17 protein-coding genes are annotated in these 18,227 nt (G+C 58.3%); 12 read left to right on the top strand and 5 right to left on the bottom strand.

What is annotated here, in order from left to right; genetic code table 11:
* Positions 1 to 7 precede the first annotated feature (7 nt).
* From FCN45_RS19900 to FCN45_RS19920, 5 genes are all read right to left on the bottom strand, one after another.
* Entirely contained in the window at positions 8 to 520 is a 513-nt protein-coding gene (locus tag FCN45_RS19900) for a GNAT family N-acetyltransferase (RefSeq protein ID WP_137386967.1), read from the bottom strand.
* A gap of 9 nt (positions 521 to 529) precedes the next feature.
* Positions 530 to 1,462, bottom strand: a complete 933-nt coding sequence (locus FCN45_RS19905; RefSeq protein ID WP_137386968.1) for an ABC transporter substrate-binding protein — start codon at positions 1,460 to 1,462, stop codon at positions 530 to 532.
* An 18-nt stretch (positions 1,463 to 1,480) separates the two neighbouring features.
* Positions 1,481 to 2,794 (bottom strand): LLM class flavin-dependent oxidoreductase, encoded by a 1,314-nt coding sequence (locus FCN45_RS19910; RefSeq protein ID WP_137386969.1) that lies wholly within the window; start codon positions 2,792 to 2,794, stop codon positions 1,481 to 1,483.
* A gap of 83 nt (positions 2,795 to 2,877) precedes the next feature.
* Entirely contained in the window at positions 2,878 to 4,035 is a 1,158-nt protein-coding gene (locus tag FCN45_RS19915; RefSeq protein WP_137386970.1) for an amidohydrolase, read from the bottom strand.
* Positions 4,036 to 4,057: 22 nt separating this feature from the next.
* Positions 4,058 to 5,053, bottom strand: coding sequence for an MsnO8 family LLM class oxidoreductase (locus FCN45_RS19920; protein WP_137386971.1), 996 nt, complete (start codon positions 5,051 to 5,053; stop codon positions 4,058 to 4,060).
* A 367-nt stretch (positions 5,054 to 5,420) separates the two neighbouring features.
* On the opposite strand from FCN45_RS19920, the gene FCN45_RS19925 reads away from it, so the two are divergent.
* From FCN45_RS19925 to FCN45_RS19980, 12 genes are all read left to right on the top strand, one after another.
* Positions 5,421 to 6,398 (top strand): TRAP transporter substrate-binding protein, encoded by a 978-nt coding sequence (locus FCN45_RS19925; RefSeq protein ID WP_137386972.1) that lies wholly within the window; start codon positions 5,421 to 5,423, stop codon positions 6,396 to 6,398.
* 48 nt (positions 6,399 to 6,446) lie between these two features.
* The gene (locus FCN45_RS19930; RefSeq protein ID WP_137386973.1) at positions 6,447 to 6,953 is read left to right on the top strand and encodes a TRAP transporter small permease; all 507 of its coding nucleotides are present in this window, start codon (positions 6,447 to 6,449) and stop codon (positions 6,951 to 6,953) included.
* A gap of 12 nt (positions 6,954 to 6,965) precedes the next feature.
* On the top strand, positions 6,966 to 8,252 hold the full coding sequence (locus tag FCN45_RS19935) for a TRAP transporter large permease (protein WP_101761395.1): 1,287 nt from the start codon (positions 6,966 to 6,968) through the stop codon (positions 8,250 to 8,252).
* Between the two features lie 474 nt (positions 8,253 to 8,726).
* Positions 8,727 to 8,906, top strand: a complete 180-nt coding sequence (locus FCN45_RS23645) for a hypothetical protein (RefSeq protein WP_168197484.1) — start codon at positions 8,727 to 8,729, stop codon at positions 8,904 to 8,906.
* Between the two features lie 13 nt (positions 8,907 to 8,919).
* Positions 8,920 to 10,542, top strand: coding sequence for a TIGR04028 family ABC transporter substrate-binding protein (locus tag FCN45_RS19945; RefSeq protein ID WP_137386974.1), 1,623 nt, complete (start codon positions 8,920 to 8,922; stop codon positions 10,540 to 10,542).
* Between the two features lie 12 nt (positions 10,543 to 10,554).
* Entirely contained in the window at positions 10,555 to 11,499 is a 945-nt protein-coding gene (locus FCN45_RS19950) for an ABC transporter permease (RefSeq protein ID WP_210421293.1), read from the top strand.
* Complete coding sequence (locus FCN45_RS19955) at positions 11,496 to 12,353, top strand: ABC transporter permease (protein ID WP_137386976.1); 858 nt, start codon at positions 11,496 to 11,498, stop codon at positions 12,351 to 12,353. Before FCN45_RS19950 ends, FCN45_RS19955 begins: the two co-directional genes overlap by 4 nt.
* Positions 12,350 to 13,960 (top strand): ABC transporter ATP-binding protein, encoded by a 1,611-nt coding sequence (locus tag FCN45_RS19960; RefSeq protein ID WP_137386977.1) that lies wholly within the window; start codon positions 12,350 to 12,352, stop codon positions 13,958 to 13,960. The genes FCN45_RS19955 and FCN45_RS19960 overlap by 4 nt, the downstream gene beginning before the upstream one ends.
* Positions 13,957 to 14,958, top strand: coding sequence for a putative FMN-dependent luciferase-like monooxygenase (locus FCN45_RS19965; RefSeq protein WP_137386978.1), 1,002 nt, complete (start codon positions 13,957 to 13,959; stop codon positions 14,956 to 14,958). Before FCN45_RS19960 ends, FCN45_RS19965 begins: the two co-directional genes overlap by 4 nt.
* A gap of 12 nt (positions 14,959 to 14,970) precedes the next feature.
* Positions 14,971 to 16,068 carry an alkylhydroperoxidase domain protein gene (locus tag FCN45_RS19970; RefSeq protein WP_137386979.1) on the top strand — a complete coding sequence of 366 codons (1,098 nt, stop codon included), beginning with the start codon at positions 14,971 to 14,973 and terminating at the stop codon, positions 16,066 to 16,068.
* 2 nt (positions 16,069 to 16,070) lie between these two features.
* The gene (locus FCN45_RS19975; protein ID WP_137386980.1) at positions 16,071 to 17,222 is read left to right on the top strand and encodes an amidohydrolase; all 1,152 of its coding nucleotides are present in this window, start codon (positions 16,071 to 16,073) and stop codon (positions 17,220 to 17,222) included.
* 23 nt (positions 17,223 to 17,245) lie between these two features.
* Positions 17,246 to 18,094 carry a VOC family protein gene (locus FCN45_RS19980; protein WP_137386981.1) on the top strand — a complete coding sequence of 283 codons (849 nt, stop codon included), beginning with the start codon at positions 17,246 to 17,248 and terminating at the stop codon, positions 18,092 to 18,094.
* Positions 18,095 to 18,227 lie beyond the last annotated feature (133 nt).

An 18,227-nucleotide genomic window follows, 5' to 3' on the forward strand; every position in this document is an offset into this window, starting at 1 on the left:
CAACTCCTTAGCTGGCCTGCGCCACGCTATGTACATCAATCACTTTCAGGAAGCGCAAGCGTCCATCGTGTGGCGGCTGGCTGTAGACTTCCATATCCTCCAGCAGCTCAAACTGCGGCTGATAACCGTGGCCGATATACAACTTCAACGCTTCTGGCTGGCGGAAACCGGTGGTGAGAAACACGCGCTGATAGCCCGCACGCAGCGCACGGCGCTCCAGTTCCTGCAGGATCAGCAGCGCCAATCCCTGACGACGCAGATCGCTGCGCGTCCAGATGCGTTTAAACTCAGCGGTCACCTCGTCGTAGGGTTTATATGCGCCCATCGCGATGATCTCGCCGTCACGCTCCAGCACAATAAACAGCCCGCGCGGCGGTAAATACCATTCGGTCAGCTCCACCTCTTTTTGGCTGGTGAAGAACGCGCCGTAGCGCGCGGTATATTCACCAAACAGTCCGGTCAAAATCGGTTGCAGCTCAGGCGCTTCCGGTGATACTTCGCGGAACAGTTGCTCGCTCATGCGGCCTCCTTAATCGCCCAATCCGGCCGGATTGATCTCTGAACTGTCGATACGCTCCACGCCTTCACCCCAGCGCTTCAGCACCTTGTCGTAATCGCCGTTCTTGATCACGCCATTCAGCGCGGTGTTGATGGGCTGCACTAAACCGCCATCTTTCTTCACCGTCACCGCGATGTGCGCCGCTTTCGGCCAGCCGCCATCGACGCTGCCAACCAAACGCGTCTGCTTAGTCAGCGCCGCTTTCCAGGCGCCAATCACGTTCGGACCAAAGTAGGCATCGGCGCGGCCTGACTGCAGCGCCAGCGTTTGGGCCGCATCGTCTTTGGTATACACCGGCGTAAACGGCTTCAATCCTTTAGCCTGATTCTCTTTATCCCAGGCCAGCAGGATCGATTCCTGATTGGTGCCAGAGCCGACGATAATACGCAGTCCGGCAATATCTTCGGCTTTGGTCAGCGACGTAATTGGACTGCTGGATTTGACGTAAAAACCGAGTGAATCTTTGCGATAGGTAGCGAAATCGAAGCGCTCTTTGCGCTCTTTGGTGACGGTTACGTTACTGATCGCCGCATCGTATTTGCCCGATGCCACGCCCAGCGGCCAGTCTTCCCATGACGTTGGCACCACGTTGAGTTTCAGACCCAGGCTGTCGGCGACTAAGCGGGCGATATCCACTTCGCTGCCGAGCAGGGTTTTGTTGTCATCACTGAATACAGTTAATGGCGGCGAATTCAGCGCGGCGACCGCCACGGTGAACGAACCCGGCACGGCGAAGCGATGTCCAGCCGGGATCTGCGCCACTGCGGCGTCATTTTTCGCGGTATTGATCGGCGTTTTGTTGGCTTCAACACTGATGTTCTGACCGTTAACCGCCACACCTTCGGCGAATACGGCGCTGCTCATGCCCAGCAACAACAGCGCAATAAGGGATTTTTTCTGCATAGCGTCTATTCTCAAGTTTTATTTTTGTGTGTATTGGTTAACCGGATCTTTCAGACCAAAGCTGGCGCGCAGCGTGGTTCCGGGGTATTCGCTGCGGGTTAAACCGCGCGCTTGCAGAATCGGTACCACGCGATCGACAAAGCGTTCGAATGTATCTGGTGTGCCGCCCTGAATGATGAAGCCATCGGTCGCTTCGCTCTCAAACCACAGCTGCAAACCGTCGGCTACCTGCTCTGGCGTGCCGTGGAACAGCGGACGCGGCGTCGCGGCTTCCAGCGCCGCCTGGCGCAGCGTGTGGCCATGCTCGCGCGCCTTGCGTTTGATTTCGTCGGTGGTGCTGCGGAAGCTGTTTTGCCCGATATCGCCGAGTTCCGGGAACGGCTCATCCAGCGAATATTGTGAGAAGTCGTGATGATCGAAGAAGCGACCGAGATAGTTGAGCGCATCTTTGATGGAAACCAGCGCGGCGGTGGTTTGATATTGCTGCTCCACATCTTCCGCACTGTCGCCAACAATCACGCCAACGCCCTGGAAAATGTGCAGATCGCCCGGTTCGCGGCCGTTCGCCACCAGCTGTTTTTTCACATCGCGGTAGAACGCCTGCGCCTCTTCGCGCGTCGGCTGATGGGTAAAGATGGCGTCGGCGTGTTTAGCGGCCAGCTTGCGGCCATCTTCCGATGCGCCCGCCTGGAACACCACCGGACGTCCTTGCGGCGTGCGTTCGATATTCAGCGGCCCTTGCACCTGGAAGAAATCACCGTGGTGATTCAGCGTGTGCAGCTTCTCAGGATCAAAGAACTGGCCGCTCTCTTTATTACGCACGAAAGCGTCGCCTTCCCACGAATCCCACAGCCCTTTCACCACTTGCAGATACTCATCAGCGATGCGGTAGCGCAGCGCGTGTTCCGGATGCTGCTGGCGCGAGAAGTTCTTCGCCGAACCTTCCAGCGGCGAGGTCACCACGTTCCAGCCCGCACGACCGCCGCTCAGATGATCGAGGCTGGCAAACTGCCGCGCCACGGTGAACGGCTCACTGTATGAGGTGGAAACCGTGCCGACCAAACCAAGATGTTCGGTGACGCCCGCCAGCGCCGACAGCAAGGTCAGCGGCTCGAAGCGATTGAGGAAGTGGGGAATCGATTTTTCGTTAATAAACAGGCCATCGGCAACAAACAGGAAATCCAGCTTGCCCGCTTCCGCCTTGCGCGCAATGTGTTTGGCGTAATCAAAATTGATGCTGGCATCGGCCAGCGCCGCCGGATGACGCCACGCGGACATATTGCCGGACGCGCCATGCAGAATGGTGCCCAATCGCAGTTGTCTTGCAGTCATAATGTTCTCTCTTTTGCCAAGGCGCAGCCTGACGGCGACATGCCTGTCGCCGTGCAGAACCGGAATTAAAAGGGTGAATCGCGTTAGTTCAGAATGGCGTCACGACATCGCGCGTTGAGGTGCTGCAACGCTTGCTGAGCCAGTTGCGTAAAATAGTGAGCAGCGGGGGCAATCAGCGCTTCATCAGGATTGAAGCCGCCATGATGCAGACCAAATTCGCTCGCGCTGCCAATGCTGACAAACGCGCCGGGGATCTGCTGTAAGTAGTAAGCGAAATCTTCGCCGCCGAGATGTAACTCAGCGGTCTGCACATGGTAGCCCGCCTGCTGCGCCACGTTGCTGGCAAACTGCGCCCAGCGCGCATCGTTCTCCAGCACCGGCGGCCCCGGATGCCAGCTAAAGGTGGCGCTGGCTCCGTTGGCGGCGGCGATATTCTCCACCAGCGTGCGGGCGCGCTGCTCCAGCTCCGCGCGCACCTGTTTGTCATGGGTGCGCACCGTGCCGCCAAATTCGGCCTCGCCGGGCAGTACGTTCCAGGTTTTGCCAGCGTCGATACGCGTCACGCTGAGCACTAAGCTGTCCAGCGTATTGAAGCTGCGGCTGGTGAGCGATTGCAGCGCCTGAATAATCTGGCTGGCGACCACAATGCTGTCCACGCCCTCTTCCGGATGCGCGGCATGCGCGCCTTTGCCGGAAACGCGCACGATAAATTTATCCGCATTGGCGTAAAACGCGCCGCCGCGTGTGGCGAAGGTGCCGGTCGGCAAACCGGGTTCATTGTGCATGCCGAAAATCGCCTGCACACCGTCCAGCACGCCCGCATTGATCAACTGGCGTGCGCCGGTGGCGTTCTCTTCTGCCGGTTGGAACAGAATACGGATGCGGCCCGGCAAGTGATCTTCAACGGCTTTCAGCTGCAAGGCCGCGCCCAGCATCACCGCGCTGTGAACATCGTGGCCGCAGGCGTGCATTACGCCGCTGTTGCGCGAGCGGTAAGTGAGTCCGGTGGCTTCGTGAATTGGTAACGCATCGATATCGGCGCGCAGCGCAATCAGCGTGTCGCCGTGCCCCACTTCCACGATTACGCCGGTTTCCAGCGGATAATCCAGCAGACGCAAACCGGCGTCCTGTAACCAGCGGCGCAGGCGCGCGGTGGTTTCGACTTCGCGGCCGGATAATTCCGGCCAGCTGTGCAGCTCACGTCGCCAGTCAATCAGCTGATGTTCGCTAAATTGCGTCATACCTGCCTCCGGAAGCAGCGAATCATGCGGTGACTAAACGGTGAGTGGCCAACAGTTCGAGTGATTTCACGCGCGCCTGCTCTTCAGCCACCGGCGTATCAATCACGAACTCTTCAATGCCGAAATTCTGATGCAGCGCATCCAGCTTGGCATGCACCTGCGCGGCGGTGCCTTTCAGCAGCGATGGCGTGCGCGGTTCAATTACGTAATCGGTATAACCGCCCTGACGCACATAGCGTTCGGCCTGCTCGACGCTGCCGACGTTAACGCTGGGGCCATCTTTCACGCTGACGTGGTAAACGCGCAGGTTATCCACCAGCAGATCGGCTTCCGCCGGCGAGTCCGCCACCACCACTTGCACCGCCACCAGCGCGCGCTGGCCGTTGCTGTGCTGGCGATAGCTGTTGAGGACTTTTTCCATCAGTTGCGGATCGCCGTTATGATGCGCCGCAAACACCAGCTGCCAGCCGAGTTCCGCCGCCAGTTTGGCGCTCTCTTCGCTGGCACCCAGCAGGAAGCGATTGGCCGGACGCGGCGGCTGCGGCGTGGCGCGCAGAATCTCTTCATCGCCCACTGGCGGCACTTGCAACCAGCTATCCAGCAGCGTCAATTGCTCGGCGAAGCTGCCTTTCTCCTGCAGATGCACGCCGAGCTGCAAAGCACGCGTTGAGAGTGGCAAACCGCCCGGCGCTTTGCCGACCCCAACGTCAATGCGGCCCGGCGCTAAGGACGCCAGCAAGTTGAAGTTTTCCGCCACTTTGTACGGGCTGTAGTGTTGCAGCATCACGCCGCCGGAGCCGACGCGAATATGTTGCGTCTGGCCGATGATCCAGGCGATCAGCAGTTCCGGCGACGGACTCGCCAGACGATCGGTATTGTGGTGTTCCGCTAACCAGAAACGGTGATAGCCCCAGGCTTCCGCCTGCTGCGCCAGCTGTAACGTGCGGTGTAGCGCGTGGCTGGCTGTCTCTCCGTCGGCAATCGGCGATTTATCCAGCAAACTCAGTCGGTATGACATGCGCCTTATCCTTTTCGTCATGAATATGGCGAGTAGTTTGTGGCGGAGAAGGCGGATTCGTAAAACATGATATTGTCGTATCTATATTTACTTTATGCATATCAGGGAGATAGATTGGACCATGTGGTTTAAAATCCTTTGAAAACACATAATTATCCCGCAGGATATGGATTGTTGTGGTGATGTTTTGAAAATGTGACACTCAATATAAAATTATTAAAACATCGTTTCAAAATGTGACGTAATTCATCCAATCGCCATTCCCTTATTTTTCCAGCCACTATTTTCTCTATGCTGACACCACGCGGCATCCTTCGACAAATTAATGCGCCGCACCTTCCTGCCTCCCCTTAGCTGGAGAAAAAGCATGACGTTTAAAAAATTACTTCTGGTCGTTTCGTTATCCTCTGCAGCAGCGTTTTGCCCGGCAGTGGCTTCCGCCAAGGTCATTAAAGTGGCCGAAGTTCAACCGGCGGGTTATCCCACCGTGGTGGCGCTTGAACACATGGGCGAGAAGCTAAAAAAAGCCACTGATGGCCGATTAGAAATGAAGGTTTACGCCGGTGGCGTACTAGGCGATGAAGACCAAACGCTGCAGCAGGTGCAACTGGGCGCCATTGACATGATCCGTGTTTCGCTGGCACCGGTCACCACCATCGCGCCAGAAACCAGCGTATTAACCTTGCCGTATGTTTTTCGCGATGAGGATCACATGCACAAGGTGCTTGATGGTGATATCGGGAAAAATATCGTCGAGAAATTCGATAACGATCCTAACGCCCGCATGATATTCCTCGGCTGGACCGACGCCGGTGTGCGCAACATGATCACTAAAAAGCCAATCGCCAAACCCGACGATCTTAAGGGTATGAAAATCCGCGTGCAAAACAGTGCGATTTCGTTGGCGACCTTAAAAGCCATGGGCGCAAACCCGGTGGCAATGGGCGTGAGCGAAGTGTTTAGCGCCATGCAAACCGGCGTGGTGGATGGCACAGAAAACAACCCGCCAACCTTTGTTGCCCACAACTATATGCCCGTCGCTAAGTACTACACCCTCACCGGCCACTTCATTCAGCCTGAAATGATTCTCTACTCTAAACCGTTGTGGAATCGCCTCTCGGCTGACGACCAGGCGTTGCTGAAGAAATTAGGCAAAGAGGCACAGGAGGAAGAACGTCAGCTCTGGGCAACTTACACCCAACAATCCATTGAGAAGATGAAAGCTGGTGGCGTGACCTTTCAGGAAACCGATCGTGAAACCTTCATGAAAGCCACCCAGCCAGTGCGCGATCAGTTTGGCGGGAAATATCAGGATTTGATGAAACAAATTGCTGATGTGAAGTAATCCTCCCCACGCCACGTGCCTGCGTGGCGTTTTAATCAGGTAAACATTATGACTGCATACTCTCGTCTGATGGATGGGCTTTATTTGCTGTGCATGGCGATCGCCGCCGTTGCCTTGTTGATCATGGTGACGGTGATTCCCATCGGGATTTTCACCCGCTATGTGCTGAACGACGCGTTATCCTGGCCAGAACCGGTCGCCATCATTTGCATGGTCATCTTTACCTTTATTGGTGCGCCAGTCGGGTTCCGCGCCGGTACGCATATTTGCGTCTCGATGATGACCGACCGGCTCTCGCCGGTGAATCAGCGCTGGCTGCTGAAGTTGTCTGACGCGCTGATGATCATCACCTGTCTGGTGATTTTCCGCGCCAGTTACAACCTGTGCGAAGCGATGTGGGTGCAAACGCTGGCCTCACTACCGGTGGTGACCTACGGCGAAATGTATCTGCCGATCCCAATCGGCGCGATTTTCACCCTGCTGTTTGTCATTGAAAGATTGGTTAATGGCGATCAAAGCCAACGCGCCATCGTGACTCTTGGCGGCACCCACTAAGCGGAGAAGAAAATGGACGCACTGATTTTGATAGGCAGTTTGGTGGTATTACTGCTGGTGGGTTTCCCGGTGGCATTTGCCGTTGGATTGAGCGCGTTTATCGGGGCATGGTGGATCGATTTACCACTGGAAGCGGTGGTGATTCAGATTACCAACGGCATTAATAAGTTTTCACTGTTAACCATTCCGTTCTTCATTTTGGCTGGTGCGATTATGGCGGAAGGCGGCATTGCCCGACGGCTGGTCAACTTTGCCTATATTTTCGTTGGTTTTATTCGCGGCGGTTTGTCGCTGGTGAATATTGTCGCCTCAACCTTTTTTGGCGCGATTTCGGGCTCTTCGGTGGCGGATACCGCCTCGATTGGTTCCGTGATGATTCCGCAGATGGAGGAGAAAGGCTATCCGCGTGATTTCGCAGCGGCGGTAACGGCCAGCGGCTCGGTACAAGCGGTGTTAACCCCGCCCAGCCACAATTCGGTGATTTATTCGCTCGCCACCGGCGGTGTTGTCACCATCTCATCGCTGTTTGTCGCCGGCATCATTCCTGGCCTGTTACTGGGTTTTTGCTTAATGGTAATGTGCCTGGGATTTGCGCGTAAACGCGGCTATCCCAAAGGTGAGCGCATCCCTTACAAGCAGGCGTTGAAAATCTTCTTCGATGCGTTTTGGGGATTGTTCACCATTTTCATCATTCTCGGCGGAATTCTGTCCGGCGTTTTCACCGCCTCGGAATCGGCAGCCATTGCCTGCATCTGGGCGTTCTTTGTCACCATGTTTATTTATCGTGATTTCAAATGGACGCAATTGCATATTCTGGTGTTTCGTACCATCAAAACGGTAACCATTGTGATGGTGTTGATCGCCTTCGCCGCCGGTTTTGGTGCGGTAATGACCTTTATGCAATTACCCACCATTATTACCGAAGCCTTTACCCAATTCTCCAGTAACAAGTATGTGATTTTGATGTGCATTAATCTGCTGCTACTGGTGGTGGGGACGCTAATGGATATGGCACCGCTGATCCTGATTCTGACGCCGGTACTATTACCGGTAGCCACCGCACTCGGCGTCGATCCGGTGCATTTCGGCATGATAATGCTAACCAACTTAGGCATCGGATTAATTACGCCACCGGTCGGCACGGTATTATTTGTCGCCAGCGCCGTGAGTAAGCAAAAGATTGAGCAAGTGGTCACCGCCATGCTGCCTTTCTATGGCGTGTTGTTTATTGTGCTGATGTTGATTACCTATATTCCGGCGTTATCGCTATGGCTACCGCGTTTAATGGGCGTGATGTAACAACCGGTCAAATCATTGTGCTTTAAATCTGCTGCGGGCTCTGACACATCTACTGCGTCACGGGCCGTCCTCGCACCGCTAGCGCGGTACCTTCGGCTTTCACGTCGTGCCGACGGATCATTCGGGGATCGGCCGTCCTGGCCGGCCCCGAACTGCCTCACGCATCCCTGCGTGAGGCTCCTGGCCCAACGTAAAAGCCTCAGCGCTGCGGATAGCCCTTTTGCCGCAGCAGACGCGTCAGCGCCTCTGGCAAATGTGCCCTTTTCAACAACATGCACTGAAGGTTTGGAGCAGGCCGGGGCCGCTTTTGGGCCGGCAATCCGCAGCGCTGAACGAAGCGAGGAAGCCAGGAGAGCCCGCAGGACGCGGGCGAAAGGCGGAGCCGGGACAGGACGTCCCGTCTCCGCCGGTCCGTCAGGCAGACGAGCGAAGTGAAGGTACCGCGTAAGCGGCGCGAGGACCGCCGGACCAAAAGTGGCACCGGTCAGCGCCATCGCCAATGGCTTAGCTAAAAAGCATTACGCCATTTATGGCGCCCCATCGTATGAACAGAACGCCTATTTATTTTTTTTAGCAAAGCTTAGTGCAATTCCTTGGTTCAACTCCCGTGTGCGGCATTCAATGATGAAAACCGCCCGTCGGGCTATTGATTAAAAAGGGAAACACCATGACTAAGCATTTTCACTTGCAGGCGTTGAGTTTGGCCCTGCTATCAGGGATTTTTAGCGCCCACGCGGCAGACACGCCCGTCAAAGGCGGCACGCTGGTTTACCTCGAACAACAGGCACATACCAACCTTTATCCACCCGCCGGTGGCTTTTATCCCAATGGCGGTATTCTGAATCAAATTACCGATAAGCTGACGTGGCAGAATCCTGAAACCTTAAAAGTGGAACCGTGGATTGCCGAAAGCTGGAGCAGTAACGCCGATAAAACCGAATATACCTTTAAAATTCGTCCCGGCGTCACCTTCTCCGATGGCACGCCCTTAGATGCCAATGCGGTAGCCAAAAACTTTGATACTTACGGTCTGGGAAATAAAGCCCAGCGCCTGCCGGTTTCCGAAGTGATCAATAATTACGACCGCAGTGAAGTTATTGATCCTCAGACGGTGAAATTCTATTTCAAAAGGCCATCTCCCGGTTTTTTACAGGGCACCGCTACCATCGGTTCAGGCCTGGTTTCCCTCAGTACGCTGCAGCGTAGCTTCGACCAACTCGGCGATGCGCGTCATATTATTGGTTCCGGTCCATTTGTGGTCAGCGATGAGAAACTCGGCCGCGAGGTCGATTTAACCGCGCGCAAAGATTATCAATGGGGCCCGAAAAACCTCGCCCAGCAAGGTCCCGCCAATCTCGACGGCATTAAATTCATCGTCACGCCGGAAGACAGCGTGCGTATTGGCGCGCTGCTGGCCGGCCAGGCCGACTTCATTCGTCAGGTGCAAGCCTACGACGAGAAGCAGGCGCAGCAGCAAAACTTCCCGATTTACGCTGCACCCACGCGTGGCGTCAACGACAGCATCAGCTTCCGCCCGGATAACCCGCTGGTCAGCGATGTGAAAGTGCGTCAGGCGCTGCTGCACGCCACCAACGCGCAGCAAGTGGTGCAAACCCTGTTCTCACCGAACTATCCGCAGGCCACGTCGGTGATCGCCACCTCGGCGGCCGGTTACGTCAATCTGGCCGACAAGCTGAAATTCGATCCGGCGTTATCGAAAAAGCTACTGGATGAAGCGGGCTGGAAACCGGGCAGCGACGGCATCCGCGAGAAGGATGGCAAGAAACTGGCGCTGACCATTTATGAATCGCTGCCGCAGCCGCAGAACAAAGAGGTGCTGCAGCTGGTGGCACAGCAGTGGCGTCAGGTTGGCGTCGCGCTGGCGGTGAAAGCCGGTGATGCCGGCAGCCGCGTGCTGGATAACCTCGATCCGCTGAAAACCCCGCTGGTGGTGTCGGAAGTGGGCCGCGCCGATCCTGACGTGGTGAAGAGCCAGTTCTATCCGACTAACCGTGATGCGCTGCTGCAAAAAGGCGGCTCCAGCGACAAGGTGCAGAACTTCCGCGACGACAAGCTGAACACGCTGTTGCTGGGGATCTCCTCGGAAGTCGATCCGGCGAAACGCCTGGCGGTGACCGGCGAGGCGCAGCGCTATCTGCTCGATCAGGCCTATGTGATTCCGATTTTTGAAGAACCGCAGGTGTTTGCCGGTGCGCCGTGGCTGAAAGGCGTGAATTTTGAAGCCGTCGGTCGTCCGTCGTTCTACGGCGCGTGGCTGGAAAAACACTAAGGCAGGTTAATGATGCAACGTTCACTGCTGCGAAGAGTGGGTCAAAGCGTTTTGGTGCTGTGGGCCGCGTTTACCCTGTCGTTCTTTCTGCTGCAGGTGCTGCCCGGCGATGCGGTGCTGATCAAGTTTCAGAACCCGGATCTGGGCCTTAGCCCGGATCAAATCGCCGAAATGCGACTGGCTTACGGCGCGGATAATCCGCTCTGGCAGCAGTACGTGCACACGCTGCTGGCGATGGTGCGCGGCGATTTTGGTTACTCGGTGCAGGCGGGCGTGCCGGTCAGCGAACAGCTGATCAGCAACCTGCCCGCCACGCTGCAACTGGCGCTGCTCGGCTTTGCGCTGGCAACCCTTATCGCGTTCGCGCTGGCGGCGTTATCGCGCTTGCCAGCGCTGCGCTTCCTGCGTTCGGTGCTGCAATCAATTCCGGCGCTGTTTATCTCGCTGCCGACCTTCTGGCTCGGCATCGCGCTGATTCAGCTGTTCTCCTTCCAGCTGCGCTGGATCCCGGTGATCAATCCGTCGGCGCTACAGGGTTTGATTCTGCCGGTGATTACCGTGGCGATCCCAATCTCCGCGCCGCTGGCGCAGATTCTGTTGCGCAGCATCGATCAGGTTTCTACCCAGCCGTTCGTGGCGGTCGCGCGCGCTAAAGGCGCCAGCGAAAGCCATGTGCTGTGGCATCACGTGTTGCGCAATGCGCTGCTGCCGGTGCTGAACGTTGCCGGTTTGCTGCTCGGGGAACTGATCGCCGGTGCGCTGATTACCGAAACCGTGTTTGGCCTAAGCGGCGTCGGTCAGCTGACGCAGCAGGCGGTGAATAATCAGGACGTCGCGGTGTTACAGGCGGTGGTGATGATCTCGGCGCTGGCGTTTGTGCTGATTAACCTGCTGGTCGATGCGCTGATGCCGCTGTTCGATCCGCGTCTGCAATCCATTGCCGGAGGCAACCGATGAGTCTGGTCGATTACTCAACTGCGCGTCAAAGCAACGGCAACGCACGTGCGTCCCGCGTGCTCAACATCCAGCCAGGTTTGTGGCTGGCGTGGGGCGTGATGCTGTTGGCGCTACTGGCGGCATTTGCGCCGGGTCTGTTTACCCATTTCAGCCCAACGGAAGGCGTGCCTGGCGCGCAACGTCTGCCGCCGCAGGCCGCTTACTGGCTCGGCACCGATCAGCTGGGCCGCGATCTCTACGCGCGCATTATTTATGGTGCGTTACAGTCGCTGTCGGCGGCGGTCGCAGCGGTGGCGATGGGGCTGATTGGCGGCACCATGATCGGCGTGCTGGCAGGCGCGACGGGCGGTCGTACTGAGAACTGGCTGATGCGCTTAGTGGATGTGCTGCTGTCGATTCCCTCGCTGCTGCTGTCGCTCAGCATTCTGATTCTGCTGGGTTTTGGCACCGTGCACGCCGCGCTGGCGGTGGGCATCGCCTCGATTGCCAGCTTTGCCCGCCTGGCGCGTGGCGAAGTGGTCCGCGTACGCCACAGCGAGTTCGTCGAAGCGGCTTACGGCAGCGGCGGCAGTTTCTGGCGCGTGTTGTGGCGTCACATTTTACCCAACTCGCTGACGGCGGTGATCGCCTTCGCCGCCTTGCAGTTTGGCCAGGCGATTCTGGCGTTATCCACGCTCAGCTTCCTCGGTTACGGCACGCCGCCGCCGACGCCCGAATGGGGATTATTGATCGCCGAAGGACGTAACTATCTGGCGACCGCGTGGTGGCTCACCACCTTCCCCGGCATTGTGGTGGTCGCCGTGGTGCTGGCCGCCAACCGCATCAGTCGTCAACTGGCCGGAGGTGACGCATGAGCGCGTTATTAGCCATTGAAAATTTAACCCTCAGCTATCGCCAGCGCGGCGAGTGGCGCGCGGTGGTTCACAACGTCAGCTTTGAGTTGCAGCCCGGTGAAATGGTGGCGCTGGTCGGTGAATCCGGATCCGGCAAAACCACCACCGCGCAGGCGATTATTGGTTTGATGGCAGAAAACGGCCGCCGGGACAGCGGCAAAATTGTGCTGAACGGCACCGATATCGCCGGTTGGTCTTCTAAACGTCTTGATAGCCTGCGCGGCGTCAGCATCAGCTTAGTGCCGCAGGATCCGGGCAACTCGCTCAATCCGGTGAAAACCATTGGCGATCAGGTCGGTGAAATGCTGCAGCTGCACCTGAAAATCAGTAAAGCCGAACGCCAGCAGCGCGTACTGGAGCTGTTGCAAAAAGTGGGGCTGAGCCATCCGGAACAGCGTCTGACGCAGTATCCGCATCAGCTTTCCGGCGGCATGAAACAGCGCGTGCTGATTGCTATCGCCCTTGCCCTGCGTCCGCAGATTATCATTGCCGATGAACCCACCAGCGCGCTGGATGTCACGGTGCAAAAACGCATTCTCGATCTGCTGGATGTGCTGCGCCGCGAATCCGGTACGGCGGTGCTGTTTGTCACGCACGATTTGGCATTGGCGGCAGAACGCGCCGATCGCCTGCTGGTATTTCGTCATGGCGAAGTTCAGGAACAAGGCCCGGCGGCGCAGGTGATCAACGCGCCTAAGCATGCTTACACGCGGCAGCTGTTGCAGGACGCCGATCCGGGCGACAGCGCGCTGTCCGTGCCGACACAGGCCAACTTCTCGTCGCCAGCGATTCAGCTCTCCGGCATCAATAAACAGTTTTCCCTTGGTCGCCAGCAGCAGCTGCAGGTAGCGAAAGAGGTGTGTGTCACGGTGGCGCGCGGCACCACGCACGCGCTGGTCGGCGAATCCGGCTCGGGGAAAACCACGCTGGCGCGCATTCTTTTAGGCTTTGAGCAGGCCGATAGCGGCCGCGTGGTGATCGATGGCATCGATGCCACCGCGCTGCGCGGCGAAGCGCAACGTCAGCTGCGCCGCAAGATTCAGTTTGTGTATCAGAACCCGTTTGCCTCGCTGGATCCGCGCCAAACGCTGTTCGCCATCATTGAAGAGCCGCTGCGTAACTTTGAGAAACTCAGCAGCGACGAGCGCCGGCAACGCGTCGCAGCCGTGGCGCAGCGCGTGGCGTTACCGCTGGAGCTGCTGACGCGTAAACCGCGCGAGTTGTCTGGCGGCCAGCGTCAGCGCGTAGCCATCGCCCGCGCCCTGATTCTGCAACCGGCGATTCTGGTGCTGGATGAAGCGACCTCAGCGCTGGATGTCACGGTGCAGGCGCAGATTCTGCAACTGCTGCAACAGCTGCAACGCGAGCTCGGCCTTACTTATCTGTTTATCACCCACGACCTCGCCACCGTGCGCCGCATTGCGCACAGCGTCACCGTGCTGCGCGCCGGTGAAGTGGTGGAGCAAGGTGACACTGTCACGCTATTTAACGCGCCGCAGCATCCATATACCCGATCGCTGATTGACGCGATACCCGCTTTCCGTCCGCTGATTAAGGAGTCTGCATGACGCGCAAACGCATTGGTTTTTTCACTCGCCTGCTGGATGACACTTCCGCACAGCAGCGCTATCGCCTGGCAACGGAACAGATTCAGCACGCCGAGCGCACCGGTTTTGACAGCGCGTGGATTGCTCAGCACCACTTTCACGAGAAAGAAGGCGGCTTGCCGTCGCCGCTGCTGTTTCTGGCCCACGTTGCTGCGCACACCCGCACTATTCGGCTTGGCACCGGCATCATCACGCTGGCGATGGAGAACGCGCTGCGCGTCGCCGAAGATGCAGCGGTGCTGGATTTGCTGAGCAACGGTCGCCTCGAAGTCGGTTTAGGATCGGGCGGTACCGCGACCTCGTTTCTGCCGTTCGGTATCACCATCGACCAGCGCGCCAGCGTGTTTGCCGATCATCTGCATCAGCTGCTGAGCGCCTGGCGCGGCGATACGCTGGGCCATCCGGATAATCACCTCTATCCCGCAGCGCCGACGCTGGCGCAGCGCGTGTGGATCGCCACCTTCTCGGTGGAAGGCGCGGCGCGCGCGGGACAAGCCGGGCACGGTTTGATGCTGTCGCGCACCCAGCCGCGTCCGGCGGGCCAGCCTGATTTGCCGCTCCACCAGATACAAAACCCGATGATTGATGCCTATCTGGCGGCTTTACCAGCAGGCATTGCGCCGCGCATTCTGGCATCGCGCACCGCTTTTGTGGCCGATTCCAACGACTACGCACGCCGTCTTGCCGAGCCGGGCTTACAGCGCCAGGCGCAGCATTTCCGTGAATCGGGACACGTGATTGGCAACACGCTGGACGAACAGGCGCGTCAGTTGGATGCGCACTTCGGCGATGCCGACACGGTGCGGCAATCGCTGCTGGCCGATACGTCGCTGCAACGCGTCACCGATATCAGCTTCCAGGTGCACTCCATCGATCCGCCACACGCCGACATTCTGCGTTCTATCGAATTGATTGCCGAGCATATTGCGCCCGCGCTGCGTGCGCTAAGCCACGCTTAACAGGAGAATTTCATGTCTCAACCGTTTGATTTACTGGCCGCGCTGGCGGATATCGATCCCGCGTCTGAACTGGCGCAAGCCCGCGCCGAACGTCACGCCGCCACCCAGCACACGCAAGGCAGCTACGACGTGCTGTTTTCGCAGGATGATGACGATTTGCCGTTAGCAGAACGTTTCGCCCTCGCCGCGCAGGTCGCGGCCTGGCATGGCGCGTCGAGTCTCGAAGCGCATTACCGCCAGCCGGATCAGCCTAACAACGCACGCTTCGCTGCGGGTCTGGCGTTTGCGGAACTGCTGAGCCTGCATCCGGTCGATGCTGCGCCGCAGCACATCGAGACGCTGCAAACTGCCGGATGGTCGCCACGTGGCATCGTCACGCTGGCGCAGCTGATTGCCTTTGTCAGCTTCCAGAGCCGCTTGCTTGCGGGTTTGCGTTTGCTCAACGGCGAAGAGACGGCGTCGCAGCGGCATGCGGTGGCCGGTAAATGGCACGATGCGCCGCTCACCGTCAGCGGGAAAACCGCCCTCACCGCCTTTACCCAGCAGGAACTCGGCTGGGAACCGTGGCTAGCGGCAAAACCGCTGCAGGAATTTAGCGCTGAAGAGCAGGCAACGCTGGCGAAATTCGGCCACAGCGACTCTGATTACTTCCGCCTGCTGGGCCGCAATCAGCCGCTGCTTGAGCAGCGCACGCTAACCGATAAAGGCATCTTCTACACCGCAGGCGGACTTTCACGCGCCGAGCGAGAACTCGCCGCCACGGTGGTGAGCAAGGTCAACGGCTGCATCTACTGCGCCTCGGTGCATGCGCGCAAAGCCAGCCAGCTGTCGAAAGATGAACCGGCGGTGCAGAAGCTGCTGAATGTCGCGCCGGGCGCTGAACTGTCGCACGGACAATCGGCGCGCTGGGCGGCGCAGATCGATCTGGTTGCTACCTTATCGATTACGCCTGCCGCCACCAGCCTGAAACAGCTGCACGCGCTGCGCGATCAGGGATTCAGCACGCTGGAGCTGCTGGACCTGATTCAATCCGCCGCCTTCTTTGCCTGGGCAAATCGCCTGATGCTGACGCTCGGCGAACCTTTCTTACCTGAACACTCACAAGGATGACCATGACGGATCTTTCCCATCAACAGCTAGTGCGCTGGCGACGCGAGCTGCATCAGCATCCTGAACTGTCGGATCAGGAATTTGCCACCACCGAGCGCCTTACCCGCTGGCTGCAGGAACTCAACGTCAAGCTGCTGCCGCTGGATTTGAAAACCGGTGTCGTGGCAGAAATCGGGCACGGTGAACCGCTGATTGCGCTGCGTGCCGACATCGACGCCCTGCCCATCGACGAACAAACCGATCAAGCATGGCGATCCCAGCAGCCGGGCGTGATGCACGCCTGCGGCCACGATCTGCATAGCAGCGTGATGCTGGGCGTCGCGCAGCAGTTGAAACGCATCGAATCCCAGCTGCCTGGCCGCGTGCGCATTCTGTTCCAGCCTGCCGAAGAGATTTTTACCGGCGCGAAACTGCTGCTGGCGGCGGGCGCGCTGAAAGAGGTGCAGGCGATTTTCGGCCTGCATAACGCGCCGGATCTGCCAACCGGCACGCTGCGGACGCGCGGCGGCGCCTATTATGCCAACGTTGATCGTTTCCAGATCACTATCAACGGCAAAGGTGCGCACGCCGCGCGTCCGCATGAAGGCATTGATAGCATCGTGATTGGCAGCCACATCGTCACCGCGCTGCAAACGCTGCCGAGCCGCGTGTTCAGTTCGCTGGAATCGGTGGTGGTCAGCGTGACGCGCTTTACCGCAGGCAACAGCTGGAACGTGCTGCCACAAACGGTGGAACTGGAAGGCACGGTGCGCACCCACAATGCGGCGATTCGCGCGCAGATCCCGCAGAAAATGAGAGCGCTGATAAACGGGATCGCCGCCGGATTTGGCGCACAGGCGGAGCTGGTGTGGCAGGAAGGTCCGCCTTCGCTGTTCAACACCCCGCAATGGGCCGATTTCGCGCTGGATCTGGCCGCAGAGCAAGGCTATCAAACACAGGTCGGCACGCCGCAGATGGGTGGCGAAGACTTCGCCTTCTACCTGCAGCAGCTGCCGGGCGCGTTCGTCAGCATCGGCAGCGCCAGTGAATTTGGCCTGCATCACGCCGGATTCGATCCGGATGAAGCGATGCTGGAACCGGCGGTGCATTACTTTACCGAGCTGGCCCAGCGCGCGCTGATGACGCTGCGCCAACAACAGGCGCTGGCATCGTGACCATGAGAGCAAGGAGAAAAGCGATGGCGATTTCTGTACCTGTTCCACGTCTCGACCATGTGGTGATCAACGTTGCCAGCCAGTTGGATGACGCCAGCGCGCTGTTTCGTCGCCTGGGATTTCAGCTGACCGAGCGCGGCCATCATTCGCTCGGCTCCAGTAATCATCTGGCGATTTTTGGTGATAACTATCTGGAGCTGTTGGGGTTTGAGCCTGGGCGCGGCAATCTGCGCCAGGATTTGTGGCAGTCGCCGATTGGCCTCAGCGGATTAGTATGGAAAACCGAGGATGCCGATGCGGTGTGGCGCTATCTGGAGAGCCAGGACATCGACGGCGATCTGCCGGCGAGCTTTTTCCGTCCCGTTACTTTGCCGGACGGCACCGAACAGGAAGCACGCTTCCGCACCGTGCGGTTGCGCCCGTCGCTGGTGGCGAACGGCCGCAGCTTCTTTTGTCAGCACGACACGCCGGATTCGGTGTGGCAGGACGCGTGGCGCGTCCATCCGAATGGCGTGAGCGATATCGTCGAGTTCGTGGTGGTAGCGCAGGATCCCGCCGCCGCTGCGCAGCCCTACAGCCGTTTATTCGGTGCCGATAAACTCACCGCCTGTCAGGAAGGCGCGTTTGTGCTCAAAGCGGGCGTGGCAACGGTACGCTTTGCCGCCGCGGAATACGTTACGCAGCGCTTCGCCGGATTGCCGATTGATTACGACGGCAGCGCGCGCATGGCCGGATTGAGTTTGCGCACCTCGGATCTGCGCAAAGTGAAAGCCAGCCTGCTGCTCGGTGATGTGCCGTTCCGCGAAGAAGAGTCGGCGATTATTGTTGGTGCCGAGCAGGCGTTTGGTGTGGCGTTGCGGTTCCAGCAATAATCACGTTTTGCATGTATCCGTAGCGGCGCGATTTATCGCGCACTGTGATGGCGATTGCGCACCCACCCTGATAATGCGCAATAAATTGCGCCGCTACGTTATGAGCGTTGTAAAATATCGTCATGGAGTAATC

It is taken from the genome of Pantoea sp. SO10 (assembly GCF_005281435.1).
Classification (GTDB): domain Bacteria; phylum Pseudomonadota; class Gammaproteobacteria; order Enterobacterales; family Enterobacteriaceae; genus Pantoea; species Pantoea leporis.